Genomic DNA, 24,409 nt, shown 5'->3' with positions numbered 1-24,409 from the left:
TGTTCAAGGGGGAGGCATGCAAGTCTATTGCAAGGGAACAGCCCGCATCCAGCACCATGCGACGGGCGAAATCCACGAGATCGAGAGCGAAGCGCTGGACTGGGATGCTGTCGGCGGCGACGAGCGCCAGATGGGATCAGAAATCCACTATGAAGCAACCATCGAACACGCCGAACTAGGCGAGATATCCTGGGGTCTTTGGGAATATCCGATTGGTATCGAGAACCACCGCGTGACAAATGCCGGGCGCAATAAGGTGATCGAAGATTTCGACTACGGGCTCGAGCATGGTAAGCCGGAGCCGGATGAGTGGGTCGATTACTCTGTCCCAGATGATCCGTTTACGATTTTCATGAGCTCCTATCACCATACCGGCGACCTGCTCGCGGACCACGGGAGTCATAGCGGCCGTCACTTGGTCAATCGCATGATCTTCTCGCATCAGATCACTGCGATGGAAGCCTATCTCGCCGACAGATTGATAAACGAAATCGCGGCTGACGCAGGCGCCTTTCAGCGCCTGCTCAGCAAGGATGAAGACCTTGCGAAGGAGAAGTTCACGCTCGCCGAAATTTCGAAGGACCTCGCTTTGGTCGAAAGAAATGTTCGCGAGCACCTTCGCTCGATCCAGTATCACAATCTTGCCAAGGTGGACGTTCTCTACAATATCGCGCTCGGTATTCGTATCTTGAGTTTGGCTAATGACAGAGCGCGCCTCTTCAAGGCGGTCATGCTGCGTCACGACTGTGTTCACCGGAACGGCTTCGACAAGGACGGAAACGAACTAGTCGTCTTCACCAAGACGTTCGTTCAGGACACAGCCGATCTGATCAAAGGTTTTGTAGAGGGTATAGAGAGAGCCGTGCGAGCGCGATCGACCACCACACTCTAGCTCCTCATAGAGCGGACAGGTCGCCATAGAAGGAGAGCTTACGGTTACCTATTGCCACTACGGGATGCCGTCGTGTCGGCGAGTCCGATACTGTAGCTATTCGAACAGAGCACGGGGCAGGGAAGAGCAATAAGCGGCGAAGTGCGCGGCAAAGGGGGCGCTGGATGCAGATACATACCGAGGTTGTCGATGGGCCCTTGGCGTTGCGAATGCGGCGCCTCAACGCCGCGCGCGAACGGGCTACCGGTCGGCAGATTGTGACGCTCCCCCTTCTCGCCGCACGGCTCGCGGGCGGTTTTATCACGCCGGCAACGCAAGAAATCCTGTATCCGGCCATAAGGCAGGCGCTCGACGCCGGCGGATACGAGGACATCGACAAGGTCTCCCAGCTCCCTGGGATGCCGGTGGCAGTGCTGTCTGCGCTTCGAGAATGGTGGGACATGGAGGTCCCGGCCTCGTTGCCCGACAATGCTCGCCTCAGAGACTTCACGTTGCTCGAGCGCCGCGTGCGAAGTGCGCTGCCGCCCGGAATGCTAGCACCTCCCGATCTGGTTAAAGCAGCCCTGGAGCGACTTCCGTTTGCCGCGAAGTTAGTCGGCGCCCTCACTGTTCAAGACGTTCCCGATATCAAAGCTGTTTGGCGCCCGCTCATTCAGGCGCTCTGCGATGTCGTGCCCGTGCGATGGATTGCATCACAACACAGCGGGCGCACCTGGTTCGCCGGGGTGATTGAGACACGCTCCTCCGGTGCAGCTTCGCTTCTCTCCGCCGATCTCTGCGCCGATCCGCGAAGTGAAGTGAGGGAGGCCTTGCGTTGGGCACGTGCGCTTGTGACGGCCGGAAAAGCCTCTCCCGATGAGATCGCCATCTCGGCCGCTTCGCCAGCGGCATGGGACGACGCGTTTTTGGTTCTCGCGCGTGAGGCCGGGCTTCCCGTGCACTTCACACACGGAATTCCGGCGCTGGCGACCCGGGAAGGGCAAGCCTGTGCTTCCCTCGCGGACATCCTGTTGCGTGGACTGTCGCAAGAGCGCGTGAGGTTCCTGTTTGCCCGTCTCCCGCGTAGCCCCGCCAAGGAGAGCCTGCCCGGCGACTGGGCCAAAGGCTTGCGGCGAAGCGCTGCGCTGACAACCCCACGGCTTTGGCGGCACGCTCTCGAGCAAGCGCGAGGCGAACGGGCAAACGGCGATCTCGCGGAACGGGTATTATTACCGATTGTGGATGACTTGGCCGGCGGCATTGCGGCGGCCGAGGTGGTCGGACGCCGTCTCTTGAAGGGGCCGGCGCTCACCTTATGGCTCGATGCTTTGCGTATGGCGCCCGCACAAGCCATCGAGCTTTCCTTGCAGGCACTGCGCGTGGCCGACGGACGCGACCCAGGAAACGCGATCGTATGGGGACCTGCCCGACACGTCGCCGCGGCTCCCCGCGCGCACGTTCGCCTTATCGGATTAGATGCGAACGCATGGCCAAGACGATCAAGCGAAAACCCGCTGATACCGCAACACCTGCTCGGACACGTCCGACTGCCGTCTGCAGCAGCCGCCGAAAGTGACCAGGCGATGCATGACATCATCGTCGGCCAATCGAGGAGTCATACACTTTCACGCGCCTACAGGAGTGCGACGGGCTCCCTGCAGGCTGCCAGTACAATGTGGCCGAAGGACCGCGAGCGCGTCGTGGGGCGTAGCGCGATACCCGCACACGCGTTCAGCGAGAGCGATCGTCTCTATGCCCGACCGACCGACGCCGGGAAGGATCCGCAGGTGCGCGCAAGTCGTGCCTGCTGGCGGGCATGGTGGGACAGCGAGCAGCACACAGCGCACGACGGTCGGGTCCGGCCCGACCACCCGCTTATCGTTGATGCGCTCGCGGAAGTTCAATCCACGACGTCTCTCCACCGGCTTCTCTGCGATCCCCTGGGGTTCGTCTGGGAATACGCGCTTCACTGGCGAGAGCCTAACCTGGACCCTCAGCCGCTCGCGCTCGACCATCGTGCATTCGGCGAACTCGTTCACTCCCTCATCGGAGGGGTGCTGCGCGACGGCGTCCCTCGAAACGCCGACGAGATCGGGATCGCTCTGGATCGAGAGGCGGCGCGCCTTGCGGACACCTGGCCGATCACCAGGGCCGTTCCGCCCGGTCTGCTCTGGGGTCATACAATAGCGATAGCTCGCGAGCGCGCGCTGCGAGGCCTCGCAGAAGCTCTGGGCGAACAGCGCGGCCTGACCTGGACGGAGCTTGCTTTCGGCGAGCCAGGCGACGTGCCTCACCCGTGGACCACACTCGCACCCGTCCCGATCGGGCAGACCGGCGTTTGCTTCCGGGGGAGGATTGATCGACTCGACGAAGATGCGGCGCGCGGCGCGGCGATAATCACCGACTATAAGGTCGGAACAGCGCCTGAGCGAAAAAAGCCGGTCGTGTTCGATCGCGGTGCTGAACTTCAGCGCGTCTTCTACGCCCTTGCGGTGCGCTCCCTGCTTCCAGAGTTTCGCAGCGTGAGCTCACAGCTAACATACCTCAAACACGATCCTGCGCGCACGCTAAGTCTGACAAACGAGGAGCTCAGGAAGGCCATTGACCAGGCCGTCGCGTTCACGGCGGCGGGCGCTCACCTGCAACGCAGTGGCGAGATCGCGCCCGGACTGACACCACTGTTCTTCGACCCGCTCTCCATTGCCCTCCCGGCGGACTTGGACTCGTACCGTCGTGTGAAGCGTCGTTCGTTTGCGCAGGCGAACGGCGCTCTCGACAAGCTTTGGAGCAGCCCTTGAGTGTGCCCGACTTCGACGCCCGCAGGCGGGCGCTCACCGATTTCGAATCTAACATGCTGGTCGAGGCAGCGGCTGGCACCGGCAAGACGTCGCTGATGGCCGCCCGCGTCGCGATGATGATCGCGAGCGGAATTGATCCTGCAAAGATCGCGGCGATCACCTTCACCGAGCCCGCGGCGAGCGAGCTTGAGGCGCGTATACGCTGGACCATCGACGAGCTCCGCAATGGCCGGCTGCCCCCCGCACTCTCGGGGATCCTCTCGCTTCCCTTAGGCGAAGCGATGCGTGCGCAGCTCGATTCGGCCGCCCCGCGCATCGGAGAGATCACGGCAACGACTATCCACGGCTTTTGTCAAAGCATCCTTCGTTCGCACGGGATCGACGCCGCCCTAGACCCAGGTTCCCGCGTGGTCGACGAGACAATCGCCGATGCCGTCTTTGATGAGGTGCTTGCGGCTTGGCTGAAGGAAATGCTGGCGCGCGGCGACGAACAGGCCGGCCCGGTTGCAGTTCTTGCAAAGGACGATCCACTGGGCGTGGTTGAACGGATCCGCGAGCTTGCCGACCTCCGGCGAAAGCATCGCAACGCCACCGTGCCAGCCCCGGATTTCTCAACTCGGCCGGACCGCATTTTCGCGGACGCCGTCACGGCATTTTCTCGCTGGCACGCCGCGGGACCCGGAGAGACCTGGACAGCCGATCTCATCAGAGATCTCGAGCGCCTTGCTGCGTTCTTCGAGGGCGATCACACGCATGCCGGATTTTCTGCGCTGTGGCGCCTGACCCAGCCGCCGCGCATCAGCATGATGCGGCAAAAAAGCATCGACCTGCTGGCCTACGACAGGATGCGCGTCTGGAGGCAGGCGCTCGGCGAAGCAGACGGGCGGCGACGCGGACAGGAAGCAGCCGAACACTTCGAAACGGTTCGATCGGCTTACCAGACACTGATTGGCGCCATTGCGCAAAGCCTCGTGCATGAACTGGCTGCGCATCTGAGCGGGGTGATCGACGCCTACGATCGACGCAAGCGCGAGGCGGCGGTCCTCGACTTCGATGACCTGCTGCGACAGGCACGAGCGCTGATCTGCGAGAATGCTGATATTCGCGCCTGGCTCGCCGACCGCTACGCGTACCTACTGGTCGATGAATTCCAGGACACTGACCCTGTGCAGGCGGAAATCGTTTTTTGTATAGCCGCGCACTCGCAGTCCGAGACTTGGAGCAGCGCCGTCTTGCGGCCGGGGGCGCTGTTCCTGGTTGGCGACCCAAAACAGGCGATTTATCGCTTTCGTGGCGCTGACGTAGAGTCCTACGCGCTCGCCAAGTCCGTCATTGCGAAGGCAAAAAATGGCTGCCTGCTTGCGGTCACCGCGAATTTCAGGTCGCGCCAAGAAATTATCGCCCACGTGAACCGCGTTTTCCAGGACGTTCTCGAGAAAGCAGGCCAGCCGGGCTTCGTACCGCTCGCGCCGACCCTCGAACTGCCGCCATTGCCTTTCGCGGCGGCCGCGAAGCTGACAATCAACGTTCAACGTGACGCGAACGCCGAGGAACAGCGAGAAGCAGAAGCGCACGCCGTCGCCGAGCTGTGCACGCGCCTGATCGGCGCCCTGAAGATCAGCCGACCGGACGGGACGGAGCGGTACTTGCGCGCAGGCGACATCGCATTGCTTGCGCCGACGCATACGGATCTTTGGCGCTACGAGCGCGCCCTTGAAGGGCGGCGCATCGCGGTGGCCTCGCAAGCAGGCCATGCGCTATTCCGGCGGCAGGAGCTTCAGGACGTCCTGGTTCTCATTCGCGCAATTGCCGATCCACTGGATACGCTGGCCTTCGGTGCGTTCATGCGAGGCCCGGTCGTCGGTCTGCGTGACGAGGACCTTCTTGATATCACGGCGGCGCTCTCTCCCGATCAGGACGGCCGTCGGCGTTTCCAACTGCGGACACAGCCAGACGAGGTGACCCATCCCGTCGCGAAGGATACGCTGGTAAAGCTTCAGGCTCTTCATCGCCTCGCCGCCGAACTCACGCCGATGCAGCTCGTCGCCTTCGCGATCGAGCGCCTTAACCTAAGAGTGATCATGGCAGCCCGGCACGGTCAGCGAAACGCGCGCGCGCTCGCGAACCTTGACGCTATCGTTGAACTCGCCAGGCCCTACAACGTCGCTGGTCTCCGCGCCTTCGCGCTCGATCTCCAACGCGGATGGCAGCGTAAGCGCCGGCATCCGGAAGGAAGGGTCGATGCGTCCGAGGACTCGGTAGAGATCGTCACTATGCACAGCGCCAAGGGTCTCGAATGGCCCGTCGTCATCACGGTGAACTCATCGACCCGCTTCAAGCCCCAGGACCAGTTTGTCTATCGGCAATCCGACGACACGATCCACTGGATCGTCGGAGGCATCGAACCGCCCGCACTTGCGGCAGCCCGCGAAGAGGAGGAGTTTCGCGAGGCACGGCAGCGCGAGCGGCTTTGGTATGTCGCGACGACGCGCGCCCGCGATTTGCTGGTGATCCCCGAGCTGCCGGGCGCACCCTCACGCTCATGGTCAAGGGTGATGAATCTCGGGCAAAAGGAACTTCCCGAGATCCGGGCTGACATGCTGTCTGAGCCCGTCCCGAGCGTTGTGCAGTCCGTCGCTAATGATCAGACCGAGACCGTATTCGTGGCTGAAGGGGTGAGGTTGGCAGATGCTTCACCGCCGATCATATGGGACCGCCCAAGCGAACGCGACGCGGATCGCAGCGCTGAGATCGTGGACGCGTTCGTTGTCGACGACGCGTCTCATGCGCTACCGGAAATAGCTGGGGCGGGCGCGCTGCGCGGCACGATCCTGCACAAGCTTATGGAAGAACTCCTCACCGGCGAGCTCGGGTCGTTCCGAGACCAGGTAGCAGCGCGCGCGGCCGAGCTGCTCGTCCAACTGAAATCGAACGTCCGCAACGAAAGGGACGCAGGAGGACCCGAGGCGCTCGAATTGGCGGAGACGGCCCTGCGAACTTTGGCTCTCCCCGAACTCGCGCCCTTTCTCGGGCAACTCGTTCCTGAGATTCCGCTTTGGGCGGCAAATCCGCCGCACTACCTCGCCGGGCGCGCAGACGCGGCCGCGATCGAGGGGGAACGGATTGCGCTCGTCATCGACTGGAAGTCGGACGTGAATCCGACCGCGGCGGCGCATGGCGCGCACGCAGCGCAGCTGCGCGACTACCTTCGCGTCACGAATGCGCAACGGGGCGCCATCGTTTACATGACCGCAGGCCAAGTATCCTGGATCGAACCCATGTAGCGTCACCAGGGCGGATTCAGTATCGGTTTCGGAGTGCAGACAAGCACCCGGCGTGAGCCGCGTGTCATCGCGACGTAGAGATTGCGCGCGTTGAGTGCACCGGCATTGAGGACAACCGAGATGTCGGCTTCGAGACCTTTCAGCAACAGGGTGCTTCCGACGGAACGCCTGGCAAGAGGCCGGCCAATGAGCCTGGACTGTTCCCGTATCGTGACAGTCGCGTCTCGGAACGACGGCCCGCCGGCCGAGCCCGCAAGTTGGAGAGCCCGTTGCGCGGCCGCTAGCACCGCGGGGCGGTAGCATCGGACGCCGCCCGCGCGATTGATGGCGGCGAGGAGATGGGCGACCTCCGCGAGCGACCGCGACGTTTCGAATCTCGCACCCGCCTGCTCGATGTCGGAAAGGGCACGGCCGAGTCTTCCGGCGTTCGCCGCCGCCACCGACCGCACGAGGTCGTCTGCGGAAAAGGCGCTCATCAAGTTCTCCGCGAAATCGGCGACGACGGAGAGCGCGTCAGGTCTGGCGAGATCCAGCGCGCTGCCGAAATCAGTGAGATCGCGCAGGTCAACGGCCTCCACAGTCACCGCTCCCTCGACCTGCCTGGCAAAGCGGCGCTGTCCGCGCGGGTCGGTACTGTCGCCGATAATCAAGACCTTCGTCTCGCCAGGTGCGTGAACAGCGGCCGCCGCTTGCCGCAGCGAATCGTCCCGTAGGCCATCGAGCTGAACCCACTCAACGCCGCTCGCCGCGGTCCGAAGGTCGATCGGCTTGCCCGTCGCTAGATCGGGCCGAATAGCCAGCAGCCAATTTCCCAAGTCATGCGCCCCCGCGTTGATCCACCGCCAAGGGGTCACGAGTTCTGCCACAATCGGAAAAAACGGCACCACGTCCGCCTGCCAGTCGGCCAACGGATCGCCACCGAATCCAAATATCGACTGAAAGGGATCTCCAACGATGGCAGTGGGTAGGCTCTGTGCCAGCCAGGTAACAAGGGAGTGCTGGCGGATCGAACAGTCTTGGTATTCGTCGACGAACAGGTGTGCGAAGCTCGCAGCGAGGATGTCATTCAGATGTCCAGCAGCGACGAGCCGCGTTGCGGTATCGCGGATCGCTTCGTAATTCGGCCGCGAGCCGTTGACGATACGAGGATCGTGTCCCGCGCGTTGCGGAAACGTCGAAATCAGCCTGATCGCAAAGCCGTCGAGTGTTGTGGCGCGGTAGGCGCTCGGCTTCACGCCAGCCCTCTCGAGACGGCCGCGGAGCGCCGCTACCCCTGCGTTGGTGTGCGTCAGCACCAAGATCGGCTTTGACCCGGCGTGCCGCGCGAGAGCATCGGTGATGAGCTGGGTCTTGCCGCAGCCCGCAGGCGCTATCACCAGCCCGCGGTTTATCGAGCGCAGGTCGATTTCAGCGGCTGCCATCTTCGACCCAGTCCAGAACGCCGTCCATGACGCTGGTGAGGCTGGCGTCGGCCTTGCTGTAGCAGGGGCCAACGATCGTCCGACCCGCCGTCTCCATCGTGCTGATGGTCTTCAGCCATCCAAAACGCGCTGCTGCATTCCCCAAAACAGCCCGACTATCGGGAGAGAGGCCGTCTATCAGTGCTTCCGTCTCCAAATCGCCGAGCGCCTTCGCGCCCCTGGAGATCGTCTTGATATGCGCTTCGATCAACGCGCGATCCTTCGTCTCGATAGCGAGCTCGAGTAGCTCGCTCACAGGACCGTCCGGCAGCGCGGCGAACAGCTCCTGTTCGAGCGCACGTCCGCCGCCCCATGCGAAGATGGTGCCGTCGCCAGCGATAAAAGCTGCCTCGGCCGCTGCTGGAGCAGGTTTGTCGCTGTCTCTCAGGATCGCGGTCCGGTATCCGAGGGACTGCAATGCGATCGCGCGGCTGAAGGTTTCATCGCCGTTGCCGTTGACCAAAGTCGCGCCGCAGGCCGACAGCGACGTCTCACCGCTCGCGGTGAAGTATTGGTCCAGACCACGCATCAGACCGACTTCGCTTCCGCCCTCGCACACCACAATCGACGATGCGAGCAGGGCGTGGGCGTGGGCGCGGATCGTGCCCTGCACATTCCCAGCATCGCTCGCGCGGGTGACGGTATGTCGCCCGCCGTTCTCGCGTACGATGTAAAGCTGGTGTGCGGACAGTTCGGCGACGGTAATCGGCGAGTGGCTCGTCGCAAAGACCTGCAACGGCGCATTCTCCTCCTTCGCGCCCAGAGCGCCGAGCAGGCGTATGATGCGGTGTGGTTCGAGGCCGTATTCGAGCTCGTCGATCAAAAACGTGGTGACGTTCTCCGCCGCCTTCCGTTGCAAGGCGGCGATGAGCAGGCGCGACGAACCAAGACCGAGCGCGCGTAGCGGCACCCCTTCCTCGTCATGGAGTGAAATGGTCCCGCCCGTAAAGGTGACCGAGCCGGCATCGATCAACGCCTGTACGGCGGCGCCGACGGGCACGCCCATGTCCCCCGCAGCCGCCTTGACGATCTTGAGCGGCTCCTCAAGCTCCTTGAGCTCCTTTTGGTCGAAGGTGTCGCGCATCTCACGTGCCGCCCGCGTCAGCTCCTTTGATGCGTCGGTCTTGCCATCGGTGAGCTTTGTCAGCACCGATCCGCGTCGCCACGTCAGATGCGCGTCGCTGGTAGCGCCAAGCCTAGCGGGTGCGATGCGCGTGCGATCGGCCCAGTTGAGGTTGCGGGTCCGACCAGCAGCCTGCGCGCGAGGTGAGACGAGCGTCCATTCCGGCTCGAGGTCGTCCTGGACGGTGAGTTGCAGCGTCAGGGCGGTTTCGAGGCCAGCGCCGGGCTCTGGTTCCACCGCCCCGGTAGCCACATCGAAGCCCACGAGGAAGTCACCGTATGCGTCGAGGTTCTTTAGGGGGTCATCCAGAGCGCCGAGAGTCAGGGCAATGCGGATGGGATGGCTGAAATCGAGAGCGTGAAAGTCTGCGTCAGTGAAAGAGAGCGACCGCCGAGCGCCGAGACAAAGATCGATGGCATCAAGGATGGTGGACTTACCGCTGTCGCCCGGCCCGATCAGGCAATTTATCCCCGCTCCCGGCAGCCAACGAAGGCTTTTGACCGCTCGAAAGTTTTCGATCTCAAGCACGCGGACCAGCGCCATACCGCTTCCCCCAGGTCGTTCGCCGCCCGGGAGCGCCCACGGAATCGGTGGATCCAGCCGCCCCGGTCCAAACTCCCGTGTCACTGCGGACGACTCGGCTGAGCTTGACTTACAATGCAAATGCATTACATGGGATGGCGTGACGACGCAAGGAGCTGGCTATGGCCAAGACCGCCGAAATCCTCGAAATCCCCGCGACCATCACGGAGCGCGGACAGACGACAGTGCCCGCAGCCATCCGCAAGATGCTCGCGCTTGGCAAGCGCGACCAGGTGGTGTTTCGCGGGCTGGCGAACGGCACCGTCGTGATCGCGAAGAAGTCGGCGGATGACGGCGATCCGGTGATCGGCACGTTCCTCGCATTCCTGGCGCGTGACATGGCAAACGAGCCATCGCGAATTCGGCCGGTGCCGAAGTCGCTGGTCGCGCGCGGCAAATCCCTCGTCAAGGGCGTCCAGGTCGATCTCGACGCTGCTCTGCCGGAAGATGAGGCGTGAACGACGACACCGTCGAGGTTAACGGTTGGACGATCTATGCGCATCCGCTGTTTCTCGACCAGCTCGAGGCGATGACCGCGGCGGTCGAGAAGGCGCGCGAGAAGGATCCCAAGGGGTACAAAAAGAAGCGCGCCGCAAAGCTCCTCGCGGCGGTCTTGAAGGTGGCGTTCGAGGATATCCCGAGTGACCCGACTCGCGACGCCTATCGGCAGGGCGGCACGCTCGGCGACGACTACAAGCACTGGTTCCGCGCGAAATTCCTGCAGCAATTCCGGCTCTTCTTTCGCTATCAGCAATCGGCGAGTTCCATGATCATCGTGCTGGCGTGGGTGAACGACGACTCGACGCTACGGGCCTATGAGAGTGCCAACGACGCCTACGCCGTATTTCGGAGGATGCTGGATCGCGGGAATCCGCCCGATACGTGGAAGGAGCTTCTCGCCGCCGCGTCAGATACCGGCGCAGCAAGTCGGCTCACGCGAGTTGCCCGCAAGCGTTAATTCAAGGAAAGCGGCATGAGATGATCGCACGAACAAAACTCACTCGATTTGATGCGCGCGTCCGTACTTTCCTTGCGCACCAATTTAAGAATAGCCCTTGGTCGCTGGCCGAACTCACAGGGCTTTGGGAGACCTACGCGCGCCTTGGTCTCCCCAACGAAGATTTTGTCGCTGAATTCACCAACGGGAAACCGTCGAGCCTTGCGCAACGCACGTGGGAGCTTCTGCTTGCGCAGCATCTGCATGATCAAGGTCACGAGCTGACCTGCGTCGGCGATGGCCCGGACCTGTGCCTTGAACATAATGGCGTGAGGATTTGGATCGAGGCTGTATGTCCTGAGCCAAAAAACCTCCCCGCCGATTGGTTGGAGGGTCCGAAGCCGAACGAATGCAAGGTCGGTACGTTCCCCCACGAACAGATCTTGCTGCGCTGGACGACCGCCTTCGACGCGAAAGTCAGCAAGCTGAAAAAGTATCTCGAAAAGGGAACCGTCTTGCCGACGGACGGCTACATCATTGCGATCAACGGTTGCCAGTTGGGATGGACTCCCGGTGCGCGCGGAATCACACGAATGCCGTTTGGCGTTGAAAGCGTTTTCCCAGTGGGACCACTTCAGTATGCGATTAATCGCGAGACCAGTAAAATCGAGGGCGCCTCTATTTCACTGCGCTTCTCCATCATCAATCACAACAACACTGCAATTCCGACGACGCCGTTCCTGGATCCGGCCTACGCCGGTGTGTCAGCTGTATTCGGCTGTGCCGCCGATCGGCGCCATGGAAAGCCTCTGGCCATGCACGTAGTCCATAACCCGCTGGCGACAGTGCCAGTGTCGCACGGGCTCTTTGGCGTCGATGAAGATGAATGGTTCGCGGTGCCGATCAAAGATGCGCCGGGCGAGTTCGATCTAAGCCACGCTTAGCGGCGTCGACCTCGATGATCTGAATGCCACATTTCCCAACAGAGATATCGATGGAGAGGATATACGGGGCGCGTCCCGAAAGCCCGTAAAGGTGATTTGTTGTTTGGTGCCGTGCCGAGGCTAGTTCCAACGAAGTACCCCATCAATCAGCCGGATCTTGTCTCGCGAGATGGATCGTCACCCTGCTGGGCGGAGACCGCGAAGCGGGCTCCGGGAGTGACACGGAGTGGCGCGAGTAGAGCCAGGCCGCCACAGGCGGCTCGCCCAACCACTACCGCTTTTTCCGATCGGCCGGATCACGTGCTCTTGCGTTCCCACCTATCGATGCCGTGAATCATTCGCTCCTGATCGATTCAAGAATTCAATTGGACCGCGTCATCGGAGCAGGCGAGACTCCTGGCATGGCTAGGAAGGATCAGGACTCTCTTTGTCTTCGGCGCATCGATCCGACGCGGAATATGCGGCGGTTCTACGTGCTCTCCATCCAGCCGACCCTGTTCGGTGGCGTCTCGCTGGTTCGACATTGGGGGCGCATCGGCACTATTGGGCAGTCGATGATTGAAACGTTCGATGATGTCGAGGAAGCTGACGACGCGTTGAACAGGCTCGAGCGTGCCAAGAGGCGGCGAGGCTATCTCGATCCCAACTCGATCGAACGCCATTGATCGGCACCCGGCGTGGCTCCAGGCGACGCGCACACTTGGCCTATTGGGGTTGCGCCGCTGCCGGACCCGCGTTCAGAAGAAACGTCTGCATGGTCCGGCCGATCTTTACGGCTTGGCCGATATCCTCGGGGACGGTGGGATAGATATCGATCACCGGCTCACCAGGATCGTGAAGGAACTTCGGAATGAGCGTTCCGACACGCCGCTGCCCCTCGCGTAGAGCGTCCATCTTCTCGAACTCCTGGGCGTGAAGCGCTTACGAGATCAAGGCCTCGAACCGCTCGAACTCGACCACGTCCTCCGGCGTCAGCGCCGCCGGCGGCACGTAGAGCGGCATGCGGTGAGCTGCCGGGTTGCGTCGGGTCTTAACATCTCTCTCCCAGTCACTGAACGGCTGCAGGGCATCAGCCGCAGGCTTTAGAGCGGGATCAACGGCAAAGGCCTGTTTGAACAGACCGATCGAGAACGGGTTCGCAGCCTTCATCGCTGCTGACCCGAGCTGATGAACGGCCACCCAGGCGTAGTTGTCGAGAAGGCCGAGGAGATCGATGTAAATCGCGTTGAGGTCGCGACAGACCCGATCGGATTGATCCGGCGACAGAGGGACGGTCCGATTTGGCGGAACGATGCTCTGAAAGCTCTTGAACGATGAATCAATCATCCGCAGACGACGCATCACACCGAAACGGAGAAAGTGAGAGGCCTCCGCAGTGAATGCAATCCGAGACAGGAGGGTGAGGGCGTCTCCCGTCAGTTCGAGCAGTGCGTTATTGACCCCGTAAATGTGGTTCTGCTGTGCCTCATGGATAAAAACTAGGTTATTCTCAGCATTTCCTTCGACCAGGAAGGGAGCCGCAAACTGTCGATACAGCTTCTGATATTCGACCTCTTGAAACCCGAACTCATTAAAGGGCATCGTTATCTCGCGCGCCATTGAACTAGCTTCGACGATTGCCCAGTCAGGCTGATTTTGGAAGTCGATGTCGGAGATTTCATTGGCGAGCGACAGCAAGTGGCCAGGCTTGAGATTTTTGCGCGATCACATGGCGTAGAATAGATCAGCGCGAGGGCCCACGCTTTCGATTGTGTTCCAATTGCCTGCAGGGGACTGCAATGTCGGAAATCAGGCTCTCTGCGACGCCGAAAGGCAACGGCTATCAGGCGACAGTGACGTTTCCCGGTGGTGTTTCGGTGAGCTCCGCCGAAACCTATCCGACCGTCGCCGAGGCGATGATCGCCGCTGCGCAAAAGCTACTCGCTATGCCGGAGCGTCTTGCGGCGTTGTTTGGCCGCAGCCCGAGCGTGAGGCGTAAATGGCGAAGGCCCCGCCTTTCGGCGGGGCCCGCTCGTCGCCCGGATCAATCCCGGTTCGGCCGGGACCAGATCAGCTGCAGGCCTTCTTCGCCTTCGACCTCGACCAGGGTCGCGTAGATCGGGGCGGGGAAGCTCGGATCGTCGAGCTTGACCGAGAGGTAGTCGCGGTCCGTCTGGTCGGAGTGCTTCTGCCAGGCGGCGCCGAGCTCGACATTCGCAGCGGCGAAGATGCGGAAGTGCGGGCCCTTGTCGGAGGGGTTTTCGATTCGGACCAGCCGAGCTTTGACGTTCAGGGTCAGGGTGCGGATCGTGCCCGTGAAGCCGTTGCCGTTCGAGGTGAAGTTGCCGATGTTAGCCATTGTCTCATTCCCTTGTTTCAGGGCCGCGCCCATCGCGACCCGATGGCGGTCGTGAGACCGGAGGCGATCGACCCGCACCCGGAGGGCTGAAACGCAGTGGAAGGCGGCCGGAGACGGCTTTTTTGTTTCGCGATGCAAAGCCGAAGGCGGCGGAAAAAAGTCGTCGAAGGACGTTGCGGGGACAAGATCGAGAGGACGCGTGCGTGCTCGTCCTTCGGTCAGACCAGGCCAATCGGGTTCGTGCTGGGGGTGGCTTTCGCAAACGCCTTGGGAATGATGACAGGCGCTTCCACATCGACATCGCTATCGCACTCGACGGCAGCATCACGGCGCACTCGCTCTCCCAGGCCGGCGTCGAACTCGCCGACCGCAACCGCACCCGCGCAAGGGATTCGCGATCACCCGCCTTCGCGCGAATGTCGCGCACCAAGGCTCGCCTGACGCTCGATGTTCAGACTGCACGATTTCTCGGCCGCACCGTCCGATGTTCCGCGCTCCGCGCCAACCGGCACCCGACATTCTGGCCCGAGGTCGGAGGTGAGCCCTGCAGATCGCTCTGAGCCGCCACCGCTCCATCCGTTCGACGAGCGAGCCCCGCCGAGAGGCGGGGCCTTCGCCCGAGGGACGCAAGCGCATCACTTCCGGATGCAACAACACCCACAGCCATCGCCGACAAAAAAAGGGGGCTAAGCCCCCTCTACCGCGCGCTGCCGACGCTCAGCTTCCACGAGCGCTCTATCAAGCCGCAGCTGCGTTTCGCGGCGCTCCTTGCGCGTTAGGATGCAGTGCGCAAGCTCGGCGCGGAGTTCTGCGATTTCGGCGTAGATGTCGCGAATGTCTTCCATGTGAACCTCCTTCGTCTCGATGACGGAGGCAGGCGACCAGGTGTTGGAGGGAGGGGTCAGGGATCGCGAGGCGACCGGCGGAGCCGGCGCGTGGGGGTGCCGATTTTCTGGCGACGCCCAACGGGCGGCGACCGAAAATTGGGGGCACCGCGCGTCCTTGACGCCGCCCGACTGCCGGTACGATCAGCCCCCAATGAGAGAGAGATGGCCCTGGCTCGACGTTGAGACCGGGTCACTCTTTCTTCCTTCCCGCGGCCTGAGGCTGCGGGGTCGGCTCTGCCGATAGTCGAGGCGCCGCGTGGCGCGGCGCCGGCGCAACCGGCTCAGTGAGCCGGGCCGCGCTCGTAGGGATCGAACTCGTGGATCAGCTCGAGGTCGTCGCTGTCGTCAAGCTCGTTGGAGGGGAGGGCGCCATAGGCGTCGCCGGATTTGAAGAGCGTCACCGGGACCATGAGGGTGCGGGCCAGCTGGAAGGCGTGGTTCTGTCGTCGTCTCCGATCTCATCGGCCGAGAGCGTGGCGAAGGTCTCGTCGCCGGCGATGATTTCGCCGATCGTCGCGCGCACCTCGCTCTCGTCGAACGACAGCAGGATGTGCGGCCGTGGCATCGGCGCGTCCGGAGCAGGATCGCGCGCACCGGCAAGGATCGCCTCCGCCTTGGCGACGGCCGATGCCGCGCGCTCGACCCAATAGGTACTCTGCTTCGCATCGCCCGCGCCGCCCAGAACCTTGACCAGGCCGAGCAGGATCTCGAAATGATCCGCCTTGCGCTGCACGGTCTCGTCGAAATGCGACGGCACGGGCAGCGCCGGGCCGCTATAGGCGCAGTCGCGGCCGTCCCAGGCGCCCGTGACATAGGTTTCGCCGGCGAATTCATAGTCGCGCGTTTCCGCCTCCCAATCATCGTCCTCGATGGCGAGGCGGCAGGCCTCGGCAAGGCTCGGCGCCTCATAGGAGCGGTGGCGGTAGACCGGCAGATGGTAGGTAGTCTCGATCGTGTAGATGGGCATGGGGGGCCGTCCTTCCCTTCGGGTGTTGATGACACCTTCGGGGCGGCCGCTTCTCCGGTCCGGCGGGTCAAGGGCCGCGCAGCGGGCGGAGCCTCCCTTGATGCGCCGGCCGGGCATGCGGCAGCGCTCACTCATTTCCTGTCCGGCCCTCGGCTCTCGCCTTCACCTCTTATCCGCGAAAACCGTACCCGGCTGATTTCGCCCGGCGGTTTGCAACCTCGGATGATCACCCGGCCGCCGCGAGCGGCTCTTGTGCAAGTCGGCCGAGAAGCACGAGCAGGTCTTCGTTCCAATCGCCGGTGCGGGGGCGCGCTCGCACGTATGCGGCGCCGGTCTCGTCAGCGATCTGCCGGATGCGCTCCGCATAAACCTCGCCCTGCCGATTGTTATCGGTCGCGCCGACAAGACGAGTGTTCCGCCTACTGGCCAGACGGCGAATGGCTTCCTCGCTGGCGGGCGACCAGCCGCCGCCGGTGCTGACATAGAGCGTGTCTGGCCGCAGAACCTGGATCGCCGCCAGGCTCATGGCGTCGATCGCCGCCTCCGTGATGCAGATCCTTGGCGCTGCCGAAGGACCCAGCCGAAACAGTTCCTTCGCACCGCCGGTCGCGAAACCACGCCACTCAGGGCCACGCTCTTCCCAGCCAAGCAGAGCGCCATCGTCGTTGCAATGAGCCGCCCACATGCTGCCGCGCGGGCCCTCGCGGAGTGTGCCCTGTCCGACGGCGGCAATCACAATCGTGTCGGGTATGCCGCGCACCTCGGTGAGGTAGCGCCAGGCCTCGGAGCCGAGCCGTGGGATGCCCCGCCGGCGCCAGCGATCGGCTACCGCCGCGAGCGGCGTGGGCCGGACCTCACGCTGCCATGCAGGCGGGCTCGGCACAAAACCGACAAGCGCGGCGACCCGTTCGCAGGCTTGCGGAAAGCTTTGCGCGCCCAGATGCCCGGCTAAATCAAACACGTCGCCTTTCGCAATCGACAGGGGATCGAACCAGCCGCGATCATTGTGAATGACGATGATGATCTGGGCATCGCGACGGTACTTGACGGCGCGCCGCGTGCTTTCTTTCAAATCGACCTTCCAACCGCCCTGCTGGAGCAGCGCGGCGCAACCCACCTTGGCTCGCAACTCTTCGATTTCGCTTTTCTCCATGATCCTTCACCTGGCGCGCTTCCCGCCTGGTCCTTTCTGTAGCTGACCCTCCGTTGCCCTATCGCGACGGCAATGCCATCCGCCCGCCGCGAAGCGTGCCGGATGCAAGGGCGCGTTGACAAGCCGTCTCAAAATCGGATCCCGGCCGCGGCGCAGCCTCCCTTGCATCAGGCACCGCGCCAGCGGCATCACCCCCGCTCAGCGAGCCGGGAGCATGGATCATGCTGTTGGACGAGGGTTACATCCTCTGTTTGAGTTCCCGGCGCGCGAAATCCGGGATCGATGCGGCGGACGGAGCTGTCGCGGGAGGTTCTGGGCGACAAGCAAGATTTCAGGCGATCTCGCGCCGGGGCGGAGATCGTGTCGCAGGAATTCGCGCTGTGTGCGTCAGGGATGGTTGCCCGAATGGGGGAAGACCCGCCCGCGGGGCTTCCGCGCAGCCGCCAGCCCGGCCCCGAAGGGGAGACGCCCAATCCTGTGGTCGGAAGCGTAGCTTTACGCAAACCATCTAGAAGCCGCTCGAACGAGCGGTTATGAGTCGTGCGGGGCAGTACGCGCTGCCCTGGGGCGTCGACACCCCTGCTAGCGGTTGGTGCCGGCCGTTACGGCATCAAACTCCTTGACCTTATGGTCGGGGAGCCTGCGGCGTATGCAACAGGTTCACCCGAACTAAAGGCCACAGGGCCGTCTAGCACGGTTTCGAACTCCCCGATCACCAAGAGTCAGAGAGGGTTCGTTTGCGGGGGCGTACCGCAGACACTATCCCGCCGGGGAATGTGTGGTGGTTGAGAACGGACAGCACGAACTGTCGCTTGAGTCGCGCGCTGTTGCGGCACATCGTGCTTATGTCGAGGCGTTGGCGGCTTGGGAGCATAGTTTTCACGTCGCCTCCTGCCCGATCTGCCGACCTGAGGGGCTCACGGACGAAGAACACGCAGACCGCTGCGACAGTGCCCAGATCGAGAAAGAACGGCGGCGACTTGCGTTCCGCGATCTGTGCGACGAGCTGGGCTATGTTCCGGAAGGCCACGGCGTCGAGCTCGCCGCGCCGCCCTGTCCGGTCGCAAGAGCAGGCCACAGTCGGATCACAAACGACGATCGTGCCTGACCTACCGGATTGGGTTGTCCGCTGCGATCGCTCACTCTCGCCCTACTCCGGACATAGCTGTCGCAATACTTGCTGACGATTGCGAATCGGGTCGAGGTGGGAATGGTATCGCGTAGGATCGCGCTGCCGCGTGATTGGGGCCGTCGGCTGATGAGTTGGCTCCTGGTGGCGTGGATCGCTGCGTCTGCTTTGACCCATGTGCCGGCTGCTCTTGCGGACGTCTCCGGCTCGGAATCAGCGGTTCATGTGGCCGAGGGCGCCGCCGAGAACGCATCCGCTCAATCGCCATCAGCGGTTCACTTGCATGCGTGCAGCGGAGCGACATGCCCATCGTCGGCCCCGCAGCTGTCAGACCTATCGATCGCCGTCCTTAGCGATGGCAAAGCCATGTTGCATGCGCCCGACGAAGACGGTGCAGGCCTCGGGCCCTCCGACTTTGAGCGGCCGCCGCGTGACGCCGCGGGCGTCAGCACGTAGCGCGGGACGCGTGCCGTTTTTGTAAGGCACCCGTTCCTTTCGGACATTATCCGGTCTCTCGATCTCGCGCATCGGTGCTCAAGGCTTGGGGCCTGGGCGCGGCGCGGATCGAGATCCACGCCTGCGCTCCCGAGAGGAGCCGCGGGGGAAGCCGGGCTTTTGGAAAATCTGCCATGAAGAAGACTATCAAGATGCGGCAAGCGCATCGCACCCCGGTCGTGAAGTCTTGCGTCGGGGTCATTCTCCTGTCGATGGTGACGGTCGGCGCGGCATTCGCGAGCGATGGCCAGCTCAGTGCAACGCTGCAGGCAGCACGCTGCCTGCCGGGGAAGATCGAGGAGGCTTACAAATCAGACGCGATCGCCGTCTTCAAAGTGGATTGCGAAGGGCCGGGCAACCGCCAACTGACCATTACCTGCACACGAAGCACATGCAGCGCAGCGTCGGCGCGCGGCGAGGACAAGGACGATGAATCATGAGTGTCGATCCGCCCGATGCGGCGGCCGCTTGCGCCATGCGTGCGTTCTCGAGTCGCCGTTTGAAAGGGAGAACAGCCGAGTCCCGATGGGTCCTGACCACGCTCTCAGCGTAGGCGTGCGGCGATCGCATTCATCTGTTCGATTTCACGCCGCTGTCCCTGCGAGATGTCCTGACACAGCTTGACCAGTTCCGGGTCCACGAGCTTGGCCTCGCGGCACATCAGGATAGCGCCGGAGTGGTGCGGGACCATCGACTGGATAAATTGGCGATCATCGACCAATGCCTGGCTGCGCGTGGCCCAGAACGAGCCGAGTGTCACCAGAGCAAAGACTGCATAAAGCACGATGTTCGTTCGCGCGTTCTGGTACATGCTGCCCATTGTGACGATCATCAGGATGCCCATCGGCGCCCACATGGTGAGCGCCATGTAGAGCATATTGATGTTGTTGCGGTAATCGGGCCAGCCGTCGATCATCGTGTACATGACCAGATACATCACGATCAGGCTCAACAACAGATTGAGGCCGAGCATCCAGTATGCGCGCGCCGCAGAATGACTGTGTCCCTGATGATGATGCGTCTCGTCCATCGGCCGTTACCTTCTTCTGGTTGGTTGTACGGGTCAGCTGTCGTGTTTGTGGCGCACCAAGGGAACGCATCGAAAGGATGATTGTTTCGGGCGACCCAGCCGCCCGTTGCCGCGGAGGGGCGACGAGCAATCAATCCCGGACCGGGCAGGCCACCAAACTAAACCGCAAGAGCAGCGCGGCCCGGCGGCGGACCCGGGCCGCGCCTTTCCGCCTCACGCCGCGCCCGCTGCCGGATAGCCGGCGCGCTGCAAGGCTGCCTCGAAATCGACGCGCGGCCGCTGGGACGCGACGTCGACCTTGCGGGTGTTTGGATCGATGGTGACCTTGGCCTGGGCGTCCACACTCTGGATCGCCTTGGTGACGCTGCGGGCGCAGCCGCCGCAGGTCATGTTCTTGATGTGGAACTGCATGAGGATCTCCTTTTGGCTCTCATGCCCACTCAGATGGCGGTTTCCAGCGTGGGAAGGTCAAGGGGCTGCCGAAATCTTTTTTTGGCCTTGACCTTCCAACGACTGGAAGCCCCACCTTTCGCTCCAGACGAGAATAGTTGCGGAAGGATGACGCCATGAACGCACCCGTGAGGAACCTCTCCGCCGCCCGAAATGCGGTCATCTTGCCGGTCGAGGGCATGAGCTGCGCGTCCTGCGTGGGACGTGTGGAAAAGGCCCTGAAATCCGTTCCTGGCGTTGAAAGTGCCAGCGTCAATCTCGCGACCGAGACGGCGGAGGTGAGGGGCTCCGGCCCGATCGCCTATCAGGCGTTGGTCGCCGCGGTCGAGGAAGCCGGCTACGCCGTTCCGGCGACCCGGACGGAACTCGCCATCGAGGGCATGACCTGCGCCTCCTGCGTTGCGCGGGTCGAGCGCGCCCTCGCCTCCGTTCCGGGCGTCGCGGCGGCGTGGGTCAACTTGGCCACCGAGCGCGCGACCGTCGAGGGATCGATCGACGCTGCCTTGCTGGTCCAGGCCGTTGAGGAGGCCGGCTACGAAGCTCGGGTGGTGAGCGCTGGCGCGCCCGACCCGGCGACAGCGGCGCGCAAGGAGGCGGAGGCCGCCGGCCTGAAGCGGGATCTCGCGACCGCAGCGTTGCTTACGGCGCCCATTGTGGTGCTGGAGATGGGCTCGCACCTGGTTCCAGTGATTCACGACCTGATCATGCGCACCATTGGCATGCAGGCGAGCTGGTACATCCAGTTCACGCTGGCGACGTTGGTCCTGTTCGTCCCCGGACGGCGGTTCTACGCGAAGGGGTTGCCGGCGCTGGTGCGGCTGGCCCCCGATATGAGCTCTCTGGTCGCCGTCGGCACACTTGCCGCCTACCTTTATTCTCTCGTGGCCACCTTCGCGCCGGGCCTTCTGCCGCCTGGCACCGTGAACGTTTATTATGAAGCCGCCGCGGTGATCGTCACTCTGATCCTGCTCGGTCGCTTCCTCGAGGCACGCGCGAAGGGACGGACGTCCGAGGCGATCAAGCGACTGGTCGGGTTGCAGCCGAGAATCGCGCATGTCCGGCGTGGCGACGGCGTTGTCGAAGTGGACATTGCCGAGGTGGTGTCGGGAGACGTGGTCGAGGTCCGACCCGGCGAGCGCGTGCCGATCGACGGCGAGGTCATCCAGGGTGAAAGCTACATCGATGAATCGATGATCACCGGCGAGCCGATCCCCGTGGTGAAGGTTGCCGGCAGCAACGTCGTTGGCGGAACCGTCAACCAGAAGGGCGCGCTGAGCGTGCGGGCAAGCGCCGTCGGCGATGCGACCGTGCTCGCGCAAATCATTCGGATGGTCGAGGAGGCGCAAGGCTCGAAGCTGCCCATCCAGGCCTTGGTGGATCGGGTGACGATGTGGTTCGTGCCGGCGGTCATGGCGGTGGCCGCCGCGACATTCGCCATATGGCTCATCTTCGGGCCGGATCCGGCATTGACCTTTGCCGTGGTCAATGCGGTCGCCGTTCTCATCATTGCCTGCCCCTGCGCGATGGGACTCGCCACGCCGACCTCAATCATGGTCGGCACCGGCCGGGGCGCCGAGATGGGCGTCCTGTTCCGAAAGGGCGAGGCGTTGCAATTGCTGAAGGATGCCAAGGTCGTCGCGCTCGACAAGACGGGCACGGTGACCGAGGGTCGCCCGGTCCTCACCGATCTCGGCGTGGCCGATGGATTCGAGCGTAGCGACGTGCTGGCGCTGGTCGCCGCCGTGGAGGCCAAGTCCGAACATCCGATTGCGCGGGCGATCGTGGATATGGCAACGAATGAGAGGCTTCGCCTCCCGGACGTCAGCCGGTTCGAATCACTGACCGGCTTAGGCGTCACCGCGGACGCGGGCGGGGTCCGTGTGGAGATCGGCGCCGATCGCTACATGCGCTCGCTGGGCATCGATGTCGCGCCGTTTGCTGCGATCGCCAGCCAGCTCGCCGACGAGGGCAAGTCGCCGCTCTATGCCGCGATCGGGGGCAAGCTGGCCGCGATCATCGCGGTCGCCGATCCGATCAAGGCCTCAAGCCCCGATGCGGTCGCGGCCTTGCATGGTCTCGGACTGAAGGTGGCGATGATCACCGGCGACAATGCTCGTACCGCCGACGCTATCGCGCGCCAGCTCGGCATCGACGAGGTCGTCGCGGAAGTGCCGCCGGAAGGCAAGGTCGAAGCGGTCCGTCGCCTCAAGCAAGCCTATGGTCGGCTGGCCTTCGTCGGCGACGGCATCAATGATGCGCCGGCGCTGGCGGAGGCGGATGTTGGCCTCGCGGTCGGCACCGGCACCGACATTGCGATCGAGGCAGCCGACGTGGTGTTGATGTCGGGCAGCATCAAGGGTGTCGCGGATGCCTTCGCCCTGTCGAAAGCCACGATCGGCAATATCCGGCAGAACCTGTTCTGGGCGTTCGCTTATAACATCCTGCTGATTCCGGTTGCCGCCGGCGTGCTCTATCCGGCGTTCGGCATCCTGCTGTCGCCGGTGCTGGCGGCAGGCGCGATGGCGCTCTCGAGCGTCTTCGTGCTCGGCAACGCGTTGCGGCTGCGGCGCTTCCGTCCGGGAGTCATGCCTGGCGCCCATCACAAATCGGACGACGGCGAGGGACGCGCATCGCGCTCTTCTGCGGCATTGGAAAGGAGCGCGGCATGAATATCGGCGAGGCGGCGCGCGCTTCAGGCGTCAGCGCAAAGATGATCCGGTACTACGAGCAGAGCGGGCTGATCCCCAAGGCAGGCAGAACGACGGCCGGCTATCGCGACTACTCAGCCACCGACGTGCACATGCTGCATTTCGTGAGGCGGTCGCGCGACCTCGGCTTCACGATGGCGGAGATCGAGGACCTGTTGCAGCTCTGGCGGGACCGCAGCCGGCAAAGCGCCGATGTGAAGCGGATCGCGCTCGCACGCATCGCCGACCTGCGCCGACGGATCCAGGAGATGGAGGAAATGGCTGCGACGCTGGAGCATCTGGCGTCGTGCTGCTCGGGAGACAACCGGCCCGACTGCCCGATCCTTGCGGATCTGGAACTGGGCGAGGTTGGCAAGCCGCGACGCTCGCGTGGCGCCATCGATAGTGCGCCATGATCGAGCTTGAGACGATATCGCATCGAAGGAGAACACCGTGAACTTCAGCCGCCGGACACTCATGAGCCTTGCCGCGGGACTTGGCGCGTCGCTCGTCACGCTTGGCAGCACATCCGTGTCGGCTTCGGGCACCTCGATTGAGGTGACGCGCTCGCCAAGCTGCGGCTGCTGCTCGGCCTGGATCGCCCATCTTCGTCGGGCTGGGTTTTCCATCGAGGAAAAGCTGCTGGACGATCTCACGCCTTTCAAGGCGCGGCTCGGCGTGCCGGACGATCTGCAATCCTGCCACACAGCGATGGTCGGGGGCTACGTGATCGAGGGTCATGTTCCGGCGCAGGAGATTTTGCGCGTTCTTGCCCAACGGCCGACTGCGACAGGCCTTGCGGTCGCCGGCATGCCTATCGGCTCTCCCGGCATGGAGACCGGCGGTCCACCGGACCGATACGACGTGGTGCTCTTTGGTGCGCGCGGGCGGCAAATCTTTGCGCGCTACTGAAAGGTGCGGCGGGCGCTGATCTTTAACATCCATCAACGATGACCGGCCACCTCAGGCCCATGCTGCCGGGCGCCTGGTGAGGTCAGACATTGAAGAAGGAGCCCGACGATCATGTCCGAAACCGACGCCGCTGCCGAGCAGGATATCCTTCGGCCGAAGATTGAGCTGCGCGCCTATGAGATCTGGGTGCATGAGGGCTGTCCGGAAGGCCACGATCTGGAGCACTGGCTGCGCGCCGAATCCGAGATCGTCGGAGAGGGACCTAGCCCGGAGGCGACGGACGAAGCTGCCGTGGCAAGCAAGAAGAAGAAATAGCTCGTCGTCCGACCGAAGGGCGCCGACGCGTGGGGCCGGCCTCATGC

Annotated in this window: 23 protein-coding genes; 13 read left to right on the top strand and 10 right to left on the bottom strand. The window is 63.3% G+C overall.

What is annotated here, in order from left to right; genetic code table 11:
* Positions 1-16 precede the first annotated feature (16 nt).
* From GV161_RS13635 to GV161_RS13625, 3 genes are all read left to right on the top strand, one after another.
* Positions 17-892 carry a hypothetical protein gene (locus GV161_RS13635; protein WP_152014032.1) on the top strand — a complete coding sequence of 292 codons (876 nt, stop codon included), beginning with the start codon at positions 17-19 and terminating at the stop codon, positions 890-892.
* Positions 893-1,056: 164 nt separating this feature from the next.
* Positions 1,057-3,669, top strand: a complete 2,613-nt coding sequence (locus GV161_RS13630; protein ID WP_152014033.1) for a PD-(D/E)XK nuclease family protein — start codon at positions 1,057-1,059, stop codon at positions 3,667-3,669.
* A 2-nt stretch (positions 3,670-3,671) separates the two neighbouring features.
* Positions 3,672-6,953 (top strand): UvrD-helicase domain-containing protein, encoded by a 3,282-nt coding sequence (locus GV161_RS13625; protein ID WP_244624035.1) that lies wholly within the window; start codon positions 3,672-3,674, stop codon positions 6,951-6,953.
* 2 nt (positions 6,954-6,955) lie between these two features.
* Here GV161_RS13625 and GV161_RS13620 read toward each other — a convergent pair whose 3' ends face one another.
* Both GV161_RS13620 and GV161_RS13615 read right to left on the bottom strand, forming a co-directional pair.
* A complete protein-coding gene (locus tag GV161_RS13620) occupies positions 6,956-8,374 on the bottom strand; it encodes a UvrD-helicase domain-containing protein (RefSeq protein ID WP_152014034.1) in 1,419 nt (472 codons plus the stop codon).
* Positions 8,361-10,079: an ATP-binding protein gene (locus GV161_RS13615; RefSeq protein WP_152014035.1), complete on the bottom strand. Its 1,719-nt coding sequence runs from the start codon at positions 10,077-10,079 to the stop codon at positions 8,361-8,363. Before GV161_RS13615 ends, GV161_RS13620 begins: the two co-directional genes overlap by 14 nt.
* A 161-nt stretch (positions 10,080-10,240) precedes the next feature.
* Between GV161_RS13615 and GV161_RS13610 the strand changes: the two genes are divergently transcribed.
* The 4 genes from GV161_RS13610 to GV161_RS13595 all read left to right on the top strand — a co-directional run bounded on the left by GV161_RS13610 (position 10,241) and on the right by GV161_RS13595 (position 12,664).
* On the top strand, positions 10,241-10,576 hold the full coding sequence (locus GV161_RS13610) for a type II toxin-antitoxin system PrlF family antitoxin (RefSeq protein WP_152014036.1): 336 nt from the start codon (positions 10,241-10,243) through the stop codon (positions 10,574-10,576).
* Positions 10,573-11,076 (top strand): type II toxin-antitoxin system YhaV family toxin, encoded by a 504-nt coding sequence (locus GV161_RS13605; RefSeq protein ID WP_152014037.1) that lies wholly within the window; start codon positions 10,573-10,575, stop codon positions 11,074-11,076. The genes GV161_RS13610 and GV161_RS13605 overlap by 4 nt, the downstream gene beginning before the upstream one ends.
* Before the next feature lie 20 nt (positions 11,077-11,096).
* Complete coding sequence (locus GV161_RS13600) at positions 11,097-11,999, top strand: hypothetical protein (RefSeq protein WP_152014038.1); 903 nt, start codon at positions 11,097-11,099, stop codon at positions 11,997-11,999.
* A 401-nt stretch (positions 12,000-12,400) separates the two neighbouring features.
* Complete coding sequence (locus GV161_RS13595) at positions 12,401-12,664, top strand: WGR domain-containing protein (RefSeq protein WP_152014039.1); 264 nt, start codon at positions 12,401-12,403, stop codon at positions 12,662-12,664.
* A gap of 40 nt (positions 12,665-12,704) precedes the next feature.
* Here GV161_RS13595 and GV161_RS31155 read toward each other — a convergent pair whose 3' ends face one another.
* From GV161_RS31155 to GV161_RS13565, 6 genes are all read right to left on the bottom strand, one after another.
* The gene (locus GV161_RS31155; protein ID WP_244624022.1) at positions 12,705-12,893 is read right to left on the bottom strand and encodes a hypothetical protein; all 189 of its coding nucleotides are present in this window, start codon (positions 12,891-12,893) and stop codon (positions 12,705-12,707) included.
* Positions 12,894-12,920: 27 nt separating this feature from the next.
* On the bottom strand, positions 12,921-13,676 hold the full coding sequence (locus GV161_RS13590; protein ID WP_244624023.1) for a hypothetical protein: 756 nt from the start codon (positions 13,674-13,676) through the stop codon (positions 12,921-12,923).
* A 346-nt stretch (positions 13,677-14,022) separates the two neighbouring features.
* Entirely contained in the window at positions 14,023-14,337 is a 315-nt protein-coding gene (locus GV161_RS13580; RefSeq protein ID WP_152014041.1) for a DUF736 domain-containing protein, read from the bottom strand.
* A gap of 686 nt (positions 14,338-15,023) precedes the next feature.
* Positions 15,024-15,182 carry a hypothetical protein gene (locus tag GV161_RS13575; protein ID WP_159654023.1) on the bottom strand — a complete coding sequence of 53 codons (159 nt, stop codon included), beginning with the start codon at positions 15,180-15,182 and terminating at the stop codon, positions 15,024-15,026.
* A gap of 439 nt (positions 15,183-15,621) precedes the next feature.
* Entirely contained in the window at positions 15,622-16,191 is a 570-nt protein-coding gene (locus GV161_RS13570) for a hypothetical protein (protein WP_244624024.1), read from the bottom strand.
* Positions 16,192-16,417: 226 nt separating this feature from the next.
* Complete coding sequence (locus GV161_RS13565; protein WP_152014042.1) at positions 16,418-17,344, bottom strand: DUF3991 and toprim domain-containing protein; 927 nt, start codon at positions 17,342-17,344, stop codon at positions 16,418-16,420.
* A gap of 781 nt (positions 17,345-18,125) precedes the next feature.
* Here GV161_RS13565 and GV161_RS13560 point away from each other — a divergent pair.
* Positions 18,126-18,452 (top strand): hypothetical protein, encoded by a 327-nt coding sequence (locus GV161_RS13560; protein ID WP_244624025.1) that lies wholly within the window; start codon positions 18,126-18,128, stop codon positions 18,450-18,452.
* A 650-nt stretch (positions 18,453-19,102) separates the two neighbouring features.
* Positions 19,103-19,408 (top strand): hypothetical protein, encoded by a 306-nt coding sequence (locus tag GV161_RS13555; protein WP_152014044.1) that lies wholly within the window; start codon positions 19,103-19,105, stop codon positions 19,406-19,408.
* Between the two features lie 104 nt (positions 19,409-19,512).
* Here GV161_RS13555 and GV161_RS13550 read toward each other — a convergent pair whose 3' ends face one another.
* Both GV161_RS13550 and GV161_RS13545 read right to left on the bottom strand, forming a co-directional pair.
* Complete coding sequence (locus tag GV161_RS13550; protein ID WP_244624036.1) at positions 19,513-19,941, bottom strand: DUF305 domain-containing protein; 429 nt, start codon at positions 19,939-19,941, stop codon at positions 19,513-19,515.
* A 270-nt stretch (positions 19,942-20,211) separates the two neighbouring features.
* The gene (locus tag GV161_RS13545) at positions 20,212-20,409 is read right to left on the bottom strand and encodes a heavy-metal-associated domain-containing protein (RefSeq protein WP_152014046.1); all 198 of its coding nucleotides are present in this window, start codon (positions 20,407-20,409) and stop codon (positions 20,212-20,214) included.
* Between the two features lie 155 nt (positions 20,410-20,564).
* Here GV161_RS13545 and GV161_RS13540 point away from each other — a divergent pair, with 155 nt between their 5' ends.
* The 4 genes from GV161_RS13540 (at position 20,565) to GV161_RS13525 (ending at position 24,362) form a co-directional block, all read left to right on the top strand.
* On the top strand, positions 20,565-23,117 hold the full coding sequence (locus GV161_RS13540; RefSeq protein WP_152014047.1) for a heavy metal translocating P-type ATPase: 2,553 nt from the start codon (positions 20,565-20,567) through the stop codon (positions 23,115-23,117).
* Positions 23,114-23,551 (top strand): Cu(I)-responsive transcriptional regulator, encoded by a 438-nt coding sequence (cueR, locus tag GV161_RS13535; protein WP_152014048.1) that lies wholly within the window; start codon positions 23,114-23,116, stop codon positions 23,549-23,551. Before GV161_RS13540 ends, cueR begins: the two co-directional genes overlap by 4 nt.
* Positions 23,552-23,588: 37 nt before the next feature.
* Positions 23,589-24,047 carry a DUF411 domain-containing protein gene (locus tag GV161_RS13530; RefSeq protein ID WP_244624026.1) on the top strand — a complete coding sequence of 153 codons (459 nt, stop codon included), beginning with the start codon at positions 23,589-23,591 and terminating at the stop codon, positions 24,045-24,047.
* Positions 24,048-24,158: 111 nt separating this feature from the next.
* Complete coding sequence (locus tag GV161_RS13525) at positions 24,159-24,362, top strand: DUF2934 domain-containing protein (protein WP_152014049.1); 204 nt, start codon at positions 24,159-24,161, stop codon at positions 24,360-24,362.
* Positions 24,363-24,409 lie beyond the last annotated feature (47 nt).

It is taken from the genome of Bosea sp. 29B (assembly GCF_902506165.1).
Taxonomy (GTDB): domain Bacteria; phylum Pseudomonadota; class Alphaproteobacteria; order Rhizobiales; family Beijerinckiaceae; genus Allobosea.
The sequence above is the reverse complement of the archived record's forward strand: the minus strand, read 5'-3'. Positions and strand labels throughout refer to the sequence as shown.

What these genes read in the sequence shown, in the direction of transcription:
- GV161_RS13580 (WP_152014041.1), bottom strand. Translation starts at nt 14,337, where the DNA reads ATGGCTAACATCGGCAACTTCACCTCGAACGGCAACGGCTTCACGGGC.
- GV161_RS13540 (WP_152014047.1), top strand. Translation starts at nt 20,565, where the DNA reads ATGAACGCACCCGTGAGGAACCTCTCCGCCGCCCGAAATGCGGTCATC.
- GV161_RS13575 (WP_159654023.1), bottom strand. Translation starts at nt 15,182, where the DNA reads ATGGAAGACATTCGCGACATCTACGCCGAAATCGCAGAACTCCGCGCC.
- GV161_RS13555 (WP_152014044.1), top strand. Translation starts at nt 19,103, where the DNA reads ATGAAGAAGACTATCAAGATGCGGCAAGCGCATCGCACCCCGGTCGTG.
- GV161_RS13635 (WP_152014032.1), top strand. Translation starts at nt 17, where the DNA reads ATGCAAGTCTATTGCAAGGGAACAGCCCGCATCCAGCACCATGCGACG.
- GV161_RS13615 (WP_152014035.1), bottom strand. Translation starts at nt 10,079, where the DNA reads ATGGCGCTGGTCCGCGTGCTTGAGATCGAAAACTTTCGAGCGGTCAAA.
- GV161_RS13620 (WP_152014034.1), bottom strand. Translation starts at nt 8,374, where the DNA reads ATGGCAGCCGCTGAAATCGACCTGCGCTCGATAAACCGCGGGCTGGTG.
- GV161_RS13545 (WP_152014046.1), bottom strand. Translation starts at nt 20,409, where the DNA reads ATGCAGTTCCACATCAAGAACATGACCTGCGGCGGCTGCGCCCGCAGC.
- GV161_RS31155 (WP_244624022.1), bottom strand. Translation starts at nt 12,893, where the DNA reads ATGGACGCTCTACGCGAGGGGCAGCGGCGTGTCGGAACGCTCATTCCG.
- GV161_RS13630 (WP_152014033.1), top strand. Translation starts at nt 1,057, where the DNA reads ATGCAGATACATACCGAGGTTGTCGATGGGCCCTTGGCGTTGCGAATG.
- GV161_RS13595 (WP_152014039.1), top strand. Translation starts at nt 12,401, where the DNA reads ATGGCTAGGAAGGATCAGGACTCTCTTTGTCTTCGGCGCATCGATCCG.
- GV161_RS13550 (WP_244624036.1), bottom strand. Translation starts at nt 19,941, where the DNA reads ATGCTCGGCCTCAATCTGTTGTTGAGCCTGATCGTGATGTATCTGGTC.
- GV161_RS13610 (WP_152014036.1), top strand. Translation starts at nt 10,241, where the DNA reads ATGGCCAAGACCGCCGAAATCCTCGAAATCCCCGCGACCATCACGGAG.
- GV161_RS13600 (WP_152014038.1), top strand. Translation starts at nt 11,097, where the DNA reads ATGATCGCACGAACAAAACTCACTCGATTTGATGCGCGCGTCCGTACT.
- GV161_RS13525 (WP_152014049.1), top strand. Translation starts at nt 24,159, where the DNA reads ATGTCCGAAACCGACGCCGCTGCCGAGCAGGATATCCTTCGGCCGAAG.
- GV161_RS13565 (WP_152014042.1), bottom strand. Translation starts at nt 17,344, where the DNA reads ATGGAGAAAAGCGAAATCGAAGAGTTGCGAGCCAAGGTGGGTTGCGCC.
- GV161_RS13570 (WP_244624024.1), bottom strand. Translation starts at nt 16,191, where the DNA reads ATGCCCATCTACACGATCGAGACTACCTACCATCTGCCGGTCTACCGC.
- cueR (WP_152014048.1), top strand. Translation starts at nt 23,114, where the DNA reads ATGAATATCGGCGAGGCGGCGCGCGCTTCAGGCGTCAGCGCAAAGATG.